The following is a 12652-nucleotide window of genomic DNA, read 5'->3' on the forward strand; positions in this document are numbered from 1 at the left end:
GCGTCCGGGCTTTTCTGGCTGTGTGGGACGGCTCAGGCGGTGGCGAAGGCCGAGCGCCGACGGCTCTCCACCTCGGCGGCGAGCTCGGGGGCCCGGTCCAGAGCCTCCGGCAGGCCGCAGGAAGCCAGCCAGTTGGCCAGCATGGTGTGGCCGCCCTCGGTCAGCACCGACTCGGGGTGGAACTGCACGCCCTCGATCGGCAGGGTGCGGTGCCGCATCGCCATGACCACGCCGGACTCGGTCCAGCCGGTCACCTCGATCTCCTCCGGCAGGGTCTCCGGGAGGACGGCCAGCGAGTGGTAGCGGGTCGCGGTGAACGGATCGGGCAGACCGGCCAGGACGCCGGTGCCCTTGTGCTGCACTGTGGAGGTCTTGCCGTGCAGCAGCTCCGGGGCGCGGGTGACGGTGCCACCGAACGCGGCGCCGATCGCCTGGTGGCCGAGGCAGACGCCGAACATGGGCAGTTTGCCCGCGTACTCACCGATGACGTCCATCATGATGCCGGCGCGCTCCGGCGTGCCCGGTCCGGGCGAGAGCAGCACCCCGGCGGCGCCGAAATCGGCGACGTCGGCCACGGTGATCTCGTCGTTGCGCCGGACCTCGCACTCGGCACCCAGCTGACCCAGGTACTGCACCAGGTTGAAGACGAACGAGTCGTAGTTGTCGATCACGAGGATGCGCACGGGACCACCTAGCTGGCCGACGGGTGGGGATCGTTGGTGTGCTCGTTGTACGGGATCTCGTCCGGCCCCAGCTGCGAGTCGTCACCCGGCACCGCATTCGGGTCCTGCTCGGCCGAGCCGCCCTGCTCGGTGCCCGTGCCCACCTGCACGTCGTCGAACGGCAGCAACGGCGTGGCCCACGGGAAGACGACGTACCAGAGCAGCGCGCCGACCATCGTGACCAGCGCGAGGGAACCGGTCAGCTTGCCCCACAGGCCGAAGGGCAGCTTGTGCCAGATCCAGGCATACATCGCTACCTCCTACGCCTTCGTCTTGCCGATGTCGGCGGGCCGGCCGGCGCTGGGCAGCGACGCGTCCCGCTTGACCGTGTCGACCAGCTCGGCGTGCACGATGAGCCGCTCGTAGTTGTTGAACTTGGGGTTGCAGGTGGTCAGCGTGAGCATCGCCTTGGTCGGCTTGGCCTTGGGCTTGTTGGGCACCGGGGCGACGACCTCGACGGCGCTGGGCTTGACGACCTCGCTCTCGCTGACCTTGTAGACGTACCAGTTGGTGCGGGTCTCGACGCCGATCACATCGCCCGGCTTGAGCTCGTCCAGCCGCCAGAAGATCTTGCGGATCCGGTGGCCGGCCACCGAGAAGTTGCCGATCTTGCCGGGCGCCGCGGTGTCCGGATAGTGCCCGGGGGCGTAGCGGATGTCCTGCGGTCGCACCCCGTTGACGACGACCCACTGCTTGCCCAGCTTGGGAATGTAGAGCCGCCCGACCAGGTCCTTCCCGGGCGCGGCGGGCGCGGCCTTGACCGGCGTGCTCGGCGCGACGGTCGGGTCGTTCCACTGATCGTCGAGCTCGGTGGCGAGAGTGTCCTGCTCGTTGTCGACCTTGGCCGAGTTGCCGAACACCTCGTACCCGGCGAACAGCAGCACGATCAACCCGAAGGTGATCATCAGCTCGCCGGAGACCCGCACCGCGGACCGGATACGCGAACCCAGCGTCGGACGGGTCAGCTCGGAATACACGCTCTTGTAACCCTCGTCGGTCTGCTCGGGCCGCAACTTGACGACCTTCTCACCCCGCCGCGGCTTGGCGTCATCCGCCGCGCCGTCATCGAGATCAGGATCGGCAGCGGCGGCGGCCGCCGCAGCGGCGACGGAAGCGGCACCGACGGTGCCGGACCCGCCGGGCAGAGGGGTACGCACAGAGCTGCTCACATCCGTGGCCGACTGGGAACTGACCTTGGGCCGGACCGAGGGAAGCAGACCGGTCGGCGCATCAGCTGTCCGAATGATGGCGGTGGCCGACGGGTCCTGAGCCTGACGCTCTGGTGCCTGGCGCGACGGCAGCCCGCCACTGCCGGCCGCGAGCAGCTCATGACCGTCCTGCTCGCGGGCGCTGCGCCTGCTGTCGGGGACGGCTCTGCGCTCGCTGCGGGAACGGAAGGCGTCCGCCACCGAGGGCGTGCCGAGCCGATCCCGGCCGGCGGGGTGCGGGAGCTGCTGGTCCGGGCCGGGAGGGGACTGGCCGGCGCGGCGGCCGAAGCCGTTCGCCGCCTCGGCGTGGCCCGCGTCCTGGGGGTAGGCGTCGGCCGTCCTCGGGTCCAGGCCGTTGGCCCGGCTGAAGCTGTCGGGGTACGTCCGGCGCGGCATGGCCTCATCGGCGACTGTGCGGCGCGGGGCGGCTTCCTCGGTGCTTGCACGGCGGGGCATGGCCTCGTCGGCGGCTGCCCGGCGTGAGGACGCGTACCCGTTCGCCGGCTGGCCTTCGGGCGCGATGGCGCGGCCGTCCTCGGCTAGTGGGCCGCGGTAGCTGCTGGTCGGCGCTGGGTAGACGTCGTTCTCCTGGCCGTGGGCCGACCGCCGGCCGGGGCTGCGCGGCTGGTCGCCGTACGGGGTGTCGCCGGCGGGCCGCACGGCAGCGGCGGACGCTGAGCCGCTGACCGGACGGAAGTCCTCGGCCGAGGGAGCTTCATCCGCGACCCGCCCGAAACCGTTCCCGCTGACCGGCCGCACGAACTCACTCGCCGCGGCCGGGGCAAAGCCATTCGCAGCGCTCGGCGTAGCCGCGATCTCCGGCCCCGCGAAGCCACCGCCCGCAGCCTGCGCCGCTTCCCGGGCGACCCGGGCCTCCTCGGCCGCAGCCGCAAAAAAATCAAACCCAGCCGGAGCAGGCGCCGGCGCCACCGGGGGCGCAGGAACAACGGCCGCGGCACTGGCAATCACCGGCGAGCTTTCGGTCCGGCCGCCAGCACGCCCCATCACCGGCACGCCATCGGTCCGCGCCGCAGCCCGAGCAGCCGCAGCAGCGCGAGCCACCACCGGATCAACCGCCCCCGAAGCCGCCTCACCCCGCAACACGGCAGTGTCGGCAGGCGAAACAGCCCCAGCAGCCCCAGCAGCGATCTCAGGGCTCGCAGCTACAGCAAAGGACGGACCGGGCGGCGCCGGAGCTTGAGCGGCCACTGAGGGCCCTTGCACAGGCGATGTCGGATGTGTCGGGACAACCGGACCCGTCGGCGCGGCCCACGGCGCGGCCGGACCCAAGCTGGGCGGTGGGTCCAGGGGCCCACCGGGTACGCCGTCCGGCGACGCGTCCGTGATCCGGGGAATGAAAGCCGTCTGGGCGTCGCCGTCCGGTGCGCGGTGCCGACCGGAGTTCGCCGCCGCCTGCTGGGCGTCCGACGCTTCCATCACTCCGTGGCCTCGGCGGATCGGAGGTCACTCGACCCGTCGTACGCCCGCACAGTCACGTTCCTCTCGACGGTTTCCTGATAGCCGAGTCCGAAGTCCGCCACTGCCGTACGGAATTGCTGGACTCCCTCTGCGGACTCCAACGCGCGATGCATCGCTGTGGGTTCGCCGATCGCCGTGATCTTGAATGGCGGCGAGAAGACCTGCCCGTGGAGCAGCAGCGTGTTGCCGACACAGCGTACCGCGCTCGTGGAGATGACGCGGACATCCATGATCGTCATTGCCTCGGCCCCACCTGCCCACAATGCGTTGACCACTGCCTGGACGTCACCCTGGTGGACGACGAGGTCGTCGTTCTCGGGGGCGTCCGTGCCGGTGCCGGTGGTCCGCTGGGGGGAGTCGTTGAGGACGACCGTGATGCCGGGGCCGTGCAGGGCGGTGAAGCCCGCGCCGCCGCGCATCGCGTCCGCGCGCTGGCGGGCCCGCTTGACCGGTTCGTCGACGTTCGCCAGCCGGGCCGCGTCCTGGTCGACGGCCGCGCGCAGGTCAGCGGCCTTTTTCTCGCGGTCCTCGAGCCGGGTGCGCTTGTCCGCGATGAGCTGGGCGAGCTGCGGCCGGCGGTCGTCGCGCAGGGAGGTGCCGTCCGCCGTCGTCGCCGATGTGGTGAACAACAGACCGGCCGCCAGTCCGATCAGTGGGACCGCGACCGACCATCCGCGTTGCCGTTGAGCCTTGCGACGGGGACGTAGTCCGCCGAGGGCTCGTCGCAGGACAAGTCGCCACGAGGGCGCCCCCGTGGTGTACTCCACGTCGGTTGTCCTCCCTGGCTCGGCCGAAAAACGCACCGGCGGGTGCCTGTGCGCGCGCCGCCTTGACTACGCTAGCTATCGAACAGTATTCGCCACGGGCAGCTTTCGGGGTCCCCGGAGCCGCTCAGGGGTGGGTTGTTCACCACTTGTTGCCCTCAGGAGAGCACCGTGCCGAAGTCACAGGTTCGAAAGAAGAAGGTCTACACCCCGCCGACGGACATTCGTCCGTCCGGGACGGCGGCGTCGAAGAAGCCGAGTCCGGTGTGGCTGCCCATCACGGCGGTCGCGCTGATCGTCTTCGGCATCTCCTGGCTGGTGGTGTACTACCTCTCGGAGCAGCAGTACCCGGTCGAGGCGTGGCGGTATTGGAACCTCCTCGTCGGCTTCGGCTGCATGGTCGCCTCGCTGGGCATCCTCTCCCGCTGGCGCTAGTGCCGCTCCTGCCGCGCGGCTCCCGGCCGGGCGGTAGCGTGACCTGCGTCTGATTTGTCCGACAGCGCACCCCGGCGTACGAGCCGCGGGGTGCGCTGTCGACTGCGTTCCGCCAGACGACTGCGACACCTGCCCGGACTGCCGCTCGCATTCTGATTACTCGTGGGTAACATAGGTCGGCGGGCCAGCTGACTCCAGGAGGCACAACCACATGGGCACAGTGCAGATCGTCGCCACCGTCCTGGCGGGCGTCGTCACCCTCGTCGCGGTGGTCCTGGCAATCCGGGCGGTCATGCAGATGACCGCGGTGATCCGGCTCGGCCGGCCCGACCCCACGCGTTCCGGGGACAAGGGCGCCCGCACCCGCACGATGCTGGTCGAGACCCTCGGTCACACCCGGATGCTGAAGTGGACCGCGGTCGGTGCGGCGCACTGGTTCGTGATGGTCTCCTTCATGATCCTGTTCCTGCTGGTGGTCGAGGCCTACTTCGAGGTGGTCGACCCCGAGGGCGGGCTGCCGATCGTCGGGCACTGGACGGTCTACGGCCTGGTCACCGAGTGGATCGGCGTCCTCGGGCTGCTCGGCATCCTCTACCTGATCTATCGGCGCCAGCGCGACAAGCGCAAGAAGGTCTCCCGGTTCACCGGCTCCACGATGTGGCAGGGCTACTTCGTCGAGGCGATCATCGTCGGTGTTCTGATCTGCGGCTTCCTGATCCGCGGTTTCAAGGTCGCCAACGACACCTTCGAGTACGCCGCCTGGGCCACCCCGGTGAGCCACGGCGTCGGCGCCCTGCTGCCCGCCGCGGCCGACGGGCCCACCTGGGTCGCCCTGGTCAAGATCTTCATCTCCATGGGCTGGCTGATCACCATCGCGCTGAACGTGACGATGGGCGTGGCCTGGCACCGCTTCCTGGCCTTCTTCAACATCTTCTTCAAGCGCAGCCCGGAGAAGCCCGCGGGCTCCGGCCTGGGCGCCCTCAAGCCGATGATGAGCGACGGCAAGCCGCTCGACTTCGAGGAGGCCGACCCGGAGAAGGACCAGTTCGGCGTGGCCCAGGTCGAACAGTTCACCTGGAAGGGCCTGCTCGACTTCTCCACCTGCACCGAGTGCGGCCGCTGCCAGTCGCAGTGCCCGGCCTGGAACACGGCCAAGCCGCTCTCGCCCAAGCTCCTCGTCCTGTCGCTGCGGGACCACGCCTACGCCAAGGCGCCCTACCTGCTCGCGGGCGGCGGCAAGGACCTGACCGGCGAGGAGAAGGCCACCGAGGCCCAGCTCGCCCACATGGACGTGCTCGCGCTGGCCGAGGGCAACCGGCCGCTGATCGGCACCGAGGCCGAGGGCGGCGTCATCGACCCCGACGTGCTCTGGTCGTGCACCACCTGCGGCGCCTGCGTCGAGCAGTGCCCGGTGGACATCGAGCACGTCGACCACATCGTCGACATGCGCCGCTACCAGGTGCTCATCGAGTCCAGCTTCCCGGCCGAGGCCGGCGTCATGCTGCGCAACCTGGAGAACAAGGGCAACCCCTGGGGCGCGCCGCAGAACACCCGCGAGGACTGGACCAAGGGCCTCGACTTCGAGGTGCCGCGGGTCGGCGAGACCGAGGACTTCGACTACCTGTTCTGGGTCGGCTGCGCCGGCGCCTTCGAGGACCGGGCGAAGAAGACCACCCGGGCGGTCGCCACGCTGCTGCACGAGGCCGGCGTCAACTACGCCATCCTCGGCGAGGGCGAGACCTGTACGGGTGACCCGGCCCGCCGGATCGGCAACGAGTTCGTCTTCCAGATGCTGGCCCAGCAGAACGTCGAGACCTTGCAGGAGGCGAAGGTCAAGCGGATCGTCGCGACCTGCCCGCACTGCTTCAACACGCTGGGTAACGAGTATTCGCAGCTGGGCCTGGAGGTCGAGGTCGTGCACCACACCCAGCTGCTCGCGCACCTGGTCAAGGAGGGCAAGCTCACGCCCGTCCAGCCGATCGAGGGCGACGTGACCTACCACGACCCCTGCTACCTGGGCCGGCACAACCGGGTCTTCGACGCCCCCCGCGAGGTGCTGGGCGAGGCGGCCAACCTGGTGGAGATGCCGCGCAACTCCGAGCGGTCCTTCTGCTGCGGCGCCGGCGGCGCCCGCATGTGGATGGAGGAGAAGATCGGCAAGCGGATCAACGTGGAGCGCACCGAGGAGGCCCTGGCGACCGGCGCGAAGACGATCGCCGTGGGCTGCCCGTTCTGCTACACGATGATCGGCGACGGGGTCACCAGCAAGGGTGAGCAGGAGAACGTCGAGGTCGTGGACGTGGCGAGCGTGCTGCTCCGTTCGATCAAGGGCGACAAGGCCCCGGCCTAGACCGGTCAGGAGGTCGCCGCGCTCACGGCGGAGGCGGCGACCACCGCGACGATGACCGCGGTCTGGATCTCCTCGACGGTCTGCCGGACCGCCGCGGCGGTCGGATCGCCCGCGGAGATCTCGCGGAGCCGCTCGTCGACCCGCTTGCGGTCCAGCGTGCGGAAGACCTTGCGGTCGAGGTTGGTCGCGCCCACCAGGGCACAGAGCGCAGCGGTACGCGGCTCGACCGGCCCGGCTCCGGAAACGGCGGCGGTCAGCCGTTGCCGCGCTTCCGTCTCGGGCACCGGCTCCACGCCGTTCGGGGCCGGATAGCGCGTCCGCGGGAAGACGAACAGCACTTTGTCCTGCTCCCGGGTCAGCACGCCCTGGTCGACGAGCCGGTCCAGGGCCGGCTTGCGGGTGTCGCTGAACTTCTTGACCCAGTGGGCGGGCTTGCGGGGCTTGTCGTCGGCCACGATCCGGCCGAGGGCCTGATCCACCAGCGGGTCACCGGTCGCCGCCGGGTCCAGGACCACGACTTTTTTGTCCTCGACGCCGATCCGGCCGCTGATGGCCAGCTCCAGCAGCAGGGCGCCGCCCAAGCCGTGGTCGAGACGGACGCTGTCGGTGTCGGGCACGCCGTCGTCGCCGTAGGCGAGCAGCACGAACTCTTCGGCGAGGTTCATGATGCGACCGTAGCCGGGCGGTCGGCGGCAGAGGTGATCCGCGGCACCGGACACGAGTGCCCGCGGGATGCCGCGTTCCGGCACAATGAGGGCCGAGGTGAACCGATCATGGACGGCCCGCTCCTGACGACGGTGCTCCCGTTGGCGGCGTTCGCGTTGCTCACGGCGGGCAACGCGTTCTTCGTGGCAGCCGAGTTCGGCCTGGTCACGGTCGACCGGGCGGAGATCGACAAGCGCGCGGACGACGGCGACCGGCGGGCCCGTACGGTCCGGCACGCCCTGCACGAGCTCTCCTTCCAGCTGTCCGGCACCCAGCTCGGCATCACCCTCACCGCCCTGCTGACCGGCTATCTGGCCGAGCCCGCACTGTCCCGGATCTTCCGCCCGGCCATCGAGCCGATCGCCGGGGGAGCCACCGAGACCGTCACCCACGTGCTGGCGCTGGTGCTGGCCACGATCGTCTCCATGCTCTTCGGCGAGCTGGTGCCGAAGAACGCGGCCCTGGCCCGGCCGATGCGGGTCGCGCTGGCCACCGCGGCCCCCCTGCGCACGTTCTCCAAGCTCTTCAAGTGGCTGATCGGCGCGCTCAACGGCTCGGCGAACTGGCTGGTCCGCCGGCTGGGCATCGAGCCGCAGGAGGAGCTGGCCAGTGCCCGTTCCCCCGAGGAGCTGGGTCTGCTGGCCGCGATCAGCGCCCGGGCCGGCGCGCTGCCCACGGAGACGGCGACGCTGCTGCGCCGCACGATCCGCTTCGGCGAGAAACGCGCGGCCAAGGCGATGACCCCGCGCGTCGACGTGGTCGGGCTCAAGACCACCGCGAGCGTCGCGGACCTCATCGTCGCGGCCCGCGACACCGGCCACACCCGCTTCCCCGTGTACGAGTCGACGCTCGACCTGGTCGTCGGCGTGGTCGGGGTGTCGGACGCGCTCGGTGTCCCGCCCGAACGCCGCGCCTCGACGGCGGTGTCCAGGGTCGCCCGCGAGCCCGTCTTCGTGCCGGAGAGCCTCGACCTGGACAAGGTCCTGGCCGCTCTGCGCGCCGCGGACGCCGACATGGCGATCGTCGTGGACGAGTACGGCGGCACCGACGGCGTGGTCACCGTGGAGGACCTGGTCGAGGAGCTGGTCGGCGAGATCGCTGACGAGTACGACGTGGACTTCACCGACGCCGGCAGCGCGGAGCTGACCGCGCCCGGCGACGACCGGAAGTTCCTGGTCGACGGGCTGCTGCGGGAGGACGAGGTGGCCGAGCAGACGGGTTTCCGGCTGCCCGAGGGCCCGTACGAGACGCTCGCCGGCTTCCTGCTCTCCCGGCTCGGGCACATCCCGGTCGTGGGGGAGTCGCTCGAGGACGACGGCTGGGAGTTCACCGTCATCGAGGTCGACCGGCATCGCATCGAGCAGGTCCGGGTCGTCGCGCCCCCGGAGCGTTCCGATGACTGAGCTGCTGGTCACGGTCGTGCTGCTGCTCGGCAACGCGCTGTTCGTCGGTGGTGAGTTCGCGCTCATCGCGTCCCGGCGTACGGCTCTCGAACCGCTCGCCGCCACCTCCCGGCGGGCCCGCTGGGCGCTGTCGGCGATGAACCAGATCCCGCTGATGATCGCCGGCGCCCAGCTGGGGATCACCATCTGCTCTCTCGGCCTGGGGGCGATCGCCGAGCCGGCCCTGGCGCACCTGCTGGAGGGCCCGTTCGGCGCGATCGGGCTGCCGGAGAACGCCATCCACCCGGTGGCCTTCGTGCTGGCCCTGGGCGTGGTCGTCTTCCTGCACACCGTGGTCGGCGAGATGGTCCCGAAGAACATCACCCTGGCCGGTCCGGAACGCTCGGCGCTGGTGCTGGGCCCGTTCATGCTGGCCTTCTGCACCGGGACCAAGCCGCTGCTGGTCGCGATGCGCTGGGCCTCGCGGATGGTGTTGTCGCTGTGGAAGATCGAGGCCACCGACGCGGTCAAGACGGTGTTCACCGCCGAGGAGCTGGCCGGCATGGTCACCCAGGCGCGGGCCGAGGGCCTGCTCGGCACCGAGCAGTACGCCCGGATCCACGCCGCGCTGGGTCTCAACGACCGGACCGCGGCGGACACCCTGCAGCCCTGGGCGGGCGTGACGACGGTCGCCGACGACGCGTCGCCGGCGACCATCGAGGCGGTGGCGACCCGCAGCGGCCGGTCGCGGCTGCCGGTCGTGCAGCGCGAGACCCGGCGGGTGCTGGGCTTCGTGCACGTCAAGGACCTCCTCGGGTACGAGGGAGCGCAGCGCAGCCTCCCGATGCCCGCCGAGATGATCCGTCCCCTGGCTGTGGTGGCCCCGGACCGCACGCTGGCCGACCTGTTGCTGACCATGCGCCGGGACCGCCGCCACATCGTGCTGGTGAGCGACGGGCGCCGGCCGCTCGGCGTGATCGCCTTGGACGACGTGCTGCACGCCGTGATCGGGGAGCCGTCCGTTCGGCCGACCTCGTGAGGGTGCTTTAGCCCACATTTACGCCCAAACGGAGTTTGAACACGCTAGTTAAAGCGGCGATCCGGACAATAAACGCATGTTCGACTCTCGACGGTCCCCGCGAGGCGCACGCCGGCGCGTCACCCCCCTCGGCGCGTTGCTAGCGACCGCCGCTCTCGGCTCCGGCCTGTTCGCAGCCCAACTGGTCCAGCCCGGCACCACCGAGCCATCCCGGATCAGCCCGCAGTACGTCGCCCTCCAGCCGCGCCCCTCCGGCGGCGTCCTCACCGCCACGAATCCTGGCTTCGCCGCCGTGCCACAGACCGGCGGCCGGATCGGAGTGGCCAAGGCCCCGGTCGCCGTCCGCTACACCTTCGACGGAGGGGTGAACCAGCCCCTGACCGACGTCCACGGCGCGTACACGTTGCGGGCGCTCGCTCAGAACGGCGGCACCCTGAGCCTGGTCCCGCAGGGCAACGGCCTGGCCGTGCAGTACCCGACCCGCTGCACCCTGGCCCGCGAAAGGCAGTGCCCGAGGGCGATCCTCGAAGGTTTCCGCGAGGACGCCCTGAACCCCGGCACCCGCCCGATGCGCTACGGAGCGTCGATCATGATGACCCACCGGGACCTGGCCGACGGCGCGAACGTCCTCCAGAAGGGCTACTCGGTGGGCGGCGTGAGCCAGTTCAAGCTGCAAGTGGACCACCGCCAGGGCCACCCGAGCTGCGTGATCGCGGGCCGCACCCAGATCTATCGGGCGGAACCCCTGATGGACGTGGCCGACGGCCGCTGGCACAACCTGATGTGTGCCCGGACCCGGGACCGCCTGACCCTGACGGTCGACGGCCTGGAACGCGCCTGGGTCCGCCTCCCGGCGAACCTGTCGATCGCGAACGCGGAACCGTTGCGGGTGGGCGGCAAGGGCGCGGGCAAGGGCAACGACCAGTTCTCCGGCCAGATCGACAACGTCTTCCTGACCATCGCCTGACGGGTCCGGTCCTACTCCAGCAAGGAGTCGTCGATCTCGCGCTGATCCGCGGCCCGGTCCCGTTCGTCCTGCTGGAGGCGGCGCTCGTTGATGCCCGACACGGCCAGGTCCATCTCAGCTTCCCGGTTGTGCAGCTTCTCCTCGCGTACGTCGAGCCGGCGCTCTCGTTCGCCGAGCCGGGAACGCTGCAGCTGGGACAGCCGCAGCTGGTCATCGAGCTTGCGGGTGCGGCGCTCGAGGTCCACGTCGCGCGCGTCGGCGTCGTGCTGCCGGTCGGAAAGCTGCGTCTCGTGCTTCTTCAGGGACCGTTGCCGGTCGTGGAGCCCGTCCAGCATCTGCTGGGCCCGGGTGTCCCGAACCTCCGCGTCGACTTCTTGCTGACCTTCGCGCGGCTCCCGCGAGGAGGAGGAGCCGACGTCGTCGCCTGCCATCCCGGAATCGTACGGCCGCCGCTTCCGCTCAGCGCCCGTGTCGTTCAGGAGGACCACCCGGTCGCCGTCGCAGTTCGCCGGTCGCTGGTCGCTGGCCAGCGGGCCAGCGGCCAGGCAGCGGATCGTGCAGCGGCGCTGGTCATGCCGGCAGCCCGCCGATCGCCGCGATCTCGACGTGGTCGGCCGGGCACTCCCACACCGCCCGCCCGTGGAGCTCAGTCGCCGCGAGCGGGTGGCGGTGCGGATGGCGCGGGCAGGCCGGCCAGTTGGTGGGCCGACCCAGCGTCCACAGGGCCTCGACCGCCCATTCCTGCACCCGGTCAGCCAACTCGGCGACCTGCCGAGCCGGCGGCTGTCCGAGTGCGATCGAGATCCCCTGCCCGGACCCGTCCTGGGCGTAGAGGTAGGCGCTGGCGGTGCCGGGCAGGTCGCTCCACGACTCATCGCGAATCTCGGGAAGAACGCCCCCGGGCCGGGCGAGGTCAGCCAGGATCGGATCGAGAGCGGCGGCCAGCTCGGAGTCCATGGCCCCAGTCTCCTACGCGTATGCCTGTCTTACCGCTGCGGCCGTCACGTCGACCTCAGGGCGTCTGCATCCACCTGCTGGGCTTCGCTGTCACGGTCAACTGCCTATGCGGGTCGGCTCGGCAGATGTCGAAAAGCCGGCCATCCACTCCGCGTGCCGGCGCATGCGGACCAGGTCATCGGGGAACCAGCTCTCCCACGACTGATCCAGACTCATCCAGGCGGCCGGCTGACCGGGCTCGGCCACCAGCGGAACCGCAGGATCGGCGATCGCGGCGTAGGACAGTCCCAGGGTCGCCGGCTTGTCGGGATGGTAGGAGCGGACGCTGGCAGCGGCCGGCCGATCGAAAAGATCGACATCCACTCCGGTCTCTTCGCGCAACTCACGACGGGCCGCCTCACGGGGCGTCTCCCCAGGCTCGACCTGCCCACCGGGCGGAACCCAACCCCGCCACGGATGATGCACCAGCAGAACCCGGGAAAGATCCGCGTCGAACACCCAGACCTCAGCCCCCAGCGGATCCGCCGGACTGGCGCCAGCAGCAGCCACCCAGCCCGCGACGTCGTCATATTCGACCCGTGCAGCACCAACATCGCCCAACGCGGCCTCCAGCGACCGCCGCTGCAACTCGTCACGACTCATGC

At 70.5% G+C, this 12652-nt stretch carries 13 protein-coding genes; 5 read left to right on the forward strand and 8 right to left on the reverse strand.

All coding sequences use genetic code 11. The annotated features are described in order from the left end of the window. Nucleotides 1-32 precede the first annotated feature (32 nt). The 4 genes from ACWEOZ_RS05865 to ACWEOZ_RS05880 form a co-directional block, all read right to left on the reverse strand. Nucleotides 33-683 (reverse strand): aminodeoxychorismate/anthranilate synthase component II, encoded by a 651-nt coding sequence (locus ACWEOZ_RS05865; RefSeq protein WP_451909607.1) that lies wholly within the window; start codon nucleotides 681-683, stop codon nucleotides 33-35. 8 nt (nucleotides 684-691) lie between these two features. Beyond that, complete coding sequence (locus ACWEOZ_RS05870; RefSeq protein ID WP_451909608.1) at nucleotides 692-973, reverse strand: hypothetical protein; 282 nt, start codon at nucleotides 971-973, stop codon at nucleotides 692-694. 9 nt (nucleotides 974-982) lie between these two features. Next, on the reverse strand, nucleotides 983-2689 hold the full coding sequence (locus ACWEOZ_RS05875) for a class E sortase (RefSeq protein ID WP_451909609.1): 1707 nt from the start codon (nucleotides 2687-2689) through the stop codon (nucleotides 983-985). A 677-nt stretch (nucleotides 2690-3366) separates the two neighbouring features. Beyond that, nucleotides 3367-4176 carry a DUF881 domain-containing protein gene (locus tag ACWEOZ_RS05880; RefSeq protein ID WP_451909610.1) on the reverse strand — a complete coding sequence of 270 codons (810 nt, stop codon included), beginning with the start codon at nucleotides 4174-4176 and terminating at the stop codon, nucleotides 3367-3369. 168 nt (nucleotides 4177-4344) lie between these two features. On the opposite strand from ACWEOZ_RS05880, the gene ACWEOZ_RS05885 reads away from it, so the two are divergent. Together ACWEOZ_RS05885 and ACWEOZ_RS05890 are read left to right on the forward strand one after the other, a co-directional pair. Continuing rightward, nucleotides 4345-4608: a cell division protein CrgA gene (locus tag ACWEOZ_RS05885; protein WP_360546788.1), complete on the forward strand. Its 264-nt coding sequence runs from the start codon at nucleotides 4345-4347 to the stop codon at nucleotides 4606-4608. A 211-nt stretch (nucleotides 4609-4819) separates the two neighbouring features. Next, nucleotides 4820-6958, forward strand: a complete 2139-nt coding sequence (locus ACWEOZ_RS05890; RefSeq protein ID WP_451909611.1) for a (Fe-S)-binding protein — start codon at nucleotides 4820-4822, stop codon at nucleotides 6956-6958. A 5-nt stretch (nucleotides 6959-6963) separates the two neighbouring features. Here ACWEOZ_RS05890 and ACWEOZ_RS05895 read toward each other — a convergent pair whose 3' ends face one another. Continuing rightward, nucleotides 6964-7623: a GOLPH3/VPS74 family protein gene (locus tag ACWEOZ_RS05895; RefSeq protein ID WP_451909612.1), complete on the reverse strand. Its 660-nt coding sequence runs from the start codon at nucleotides 7621-7623 to the stop codon at nucleotides 6964-6966. Between the two features lie 108 nt (nucleotides 7624-7731). Between ACWEOZ_RS05895 and ACWEOZ_RS05900 the strand changes: the two genes are divergently transcribed. The 3 genes from ACWEOZ_RS05900 (at nucleotide 7732) to ACWEOZ_RS05910 (ending at nucleotide 11051) form a co-directional block, all read left to right on the forward strand. Beyond that, nucleotides 7732-9066 (forward strand): hemolysin family protein, encoded by a 1335-nt coding sequence (locus ACWEOZ_RS05900; protein ID WP_451909613.1) that lies wholly within the window; start codon nucleotides 7732-7734, stop codon nucleotides 9064-9066. Next, entirely contained in the window at nucleotides 9059-10084 is a 1026-nt protein-coding gene (locus ACWEOZ_RS05905) for a hemolysin family protein (RefSeq protein ID WP_451909614.1), read from the forward strand. The genes ACWEOZ_RS05900 and ACWEOZ_RS05905 overlap by 8 nt, the downstream gene beginning before the upstream one ends. 76 nt (nucleotides 10085-10160) lie before the next feature. After that, a complete protein-coding gene (locus ACWEOZ_RS05910; protein WP_451909615.1) occupies nucleotides 10161-11051 on the forward strand; it encodes a LamG domain-containing protein in 891 nt (296 codons plus the stop codon). Between the two features lie 11 nt (nucleotides 11052-11062). On the opposite strand, the gene ACWEOZ_RS05915 is transcribed toward ACWEOZ_RS05910, so the two are convergent. From ACWEOZ_RS05915 to ACWEOZ_RS05925, 3 genes are all read right to left on the reverse strand, one after another. Further along, nucleotides 11063-11482 carry a hypothetical protein gene (locus ACWEOZ_RS05915; protein WP_451909616.1) on the reverse strand — a complete coding sequence of 140 codons (420 nt, stop codon included), beginning with the start codon at nucleotides 11480-11482 and terminating at the stop codon, nucleotides 11063-11065. Between the two features lie 139 nt (nucleotides 11483-11621). Then, entirely contained in the window at nucleotides 11622-12008 is a 387-nt protein-coding gene (locus tag ACWEOZ_RS05920) for a hypothetical protein (RefSeq protein ID WP_451909617.1), read from the reverse strand. A 96-nt stretch (nucleotides 12009-12104) separates the two neighbouring features. Beyond that, complete coding sequence (locus ACWEOZ_RS05925) at nucleotides 12105-12650, reverse strand: NUDIX domain-containing protein (RefSeq protein WP_451909618.1); 546 nt, start codon at nucleotides 12648-12650, stop codon at nucleotides 12105-12107. Between the last annotated feature and the right edge of the window lie 2 nt (nucleotides 12651-12652).

This window comes from Actinoplanes sp. NPDC004185, from assembly GCF_053603475.1.

Excerpts from the sequence above, each read along its gene's own strand:
- ACWEOZ_RS05910 (WP_451909615.1), top strand. The coding sequence starts at position 10,161 with ATGTTCGACTCTCGACGGTCCCCGCGAGGCGCACGCCGGCGCGTCACC.
- ACWEOZ_RS05900 (WP_451909613.1), top strand. The coding sequence starts at position 7,732 with ATGGACGGCCCGCTCCTGACGACGGTGCTCCCGTTGGCGGCGTTCGCG.
- ACWEOZ_RS05925 (WP_451909618.1), bottom strand. The coding sequence starts at position 12,650 with ATGAGTCGTGACGAGTTGCAGCGGCGGTCGCTGGAGGCCGCGTTGGGC.
- ACWEOZ_RS05870 (WP_451909608.1), bottom strand. The coding sequence starts at position 973 with ATGTATGCCTGGATCTGGCACAAGCTGCCCTTCGGCCTGTGGGGCAAG.
- ACWEOZ_RS05890 (WP_451909611.1), top strand. The coding sequence starts at position 4,820 with ATGGGCACAGTGCAGATCGTCGCCACCGTCCTGGCGGGCGTCGTCACC.
- ACWEOZ_RS05895 (WP_451909612.1), bottom strand. The coding sequence starts at position 7,623 with ATGAACCTCGCCGAAGAGTTCGTGCTGCTCGCCTACGGCGACGACGGC.
- ACWEOZ_RS05920 (WP_451909617.1), bottom strand. The coding sequence starts at position 12,008 with ATGGACTCCGAGCTGGCCGCCGCTCTCGATCCGATCCTGGCTGACCTC.
- ACWEOZ_RS05905 (WP_451909614.1), top strand. The coding sequence starts at position 9,059 with ATGACTGAGCTGCTGGTCACGGTCGTGCTGCTGCTCGGCAACGCGCTG.
- ACWEOZ_RS05915 (WP_451909616.1), bottom strand. The coding sequence starts at position 11,482 with ATGGCAGGCGACGACGTCGGCTCCTCCTCCTCGCGGGAGCCGCGCGAA.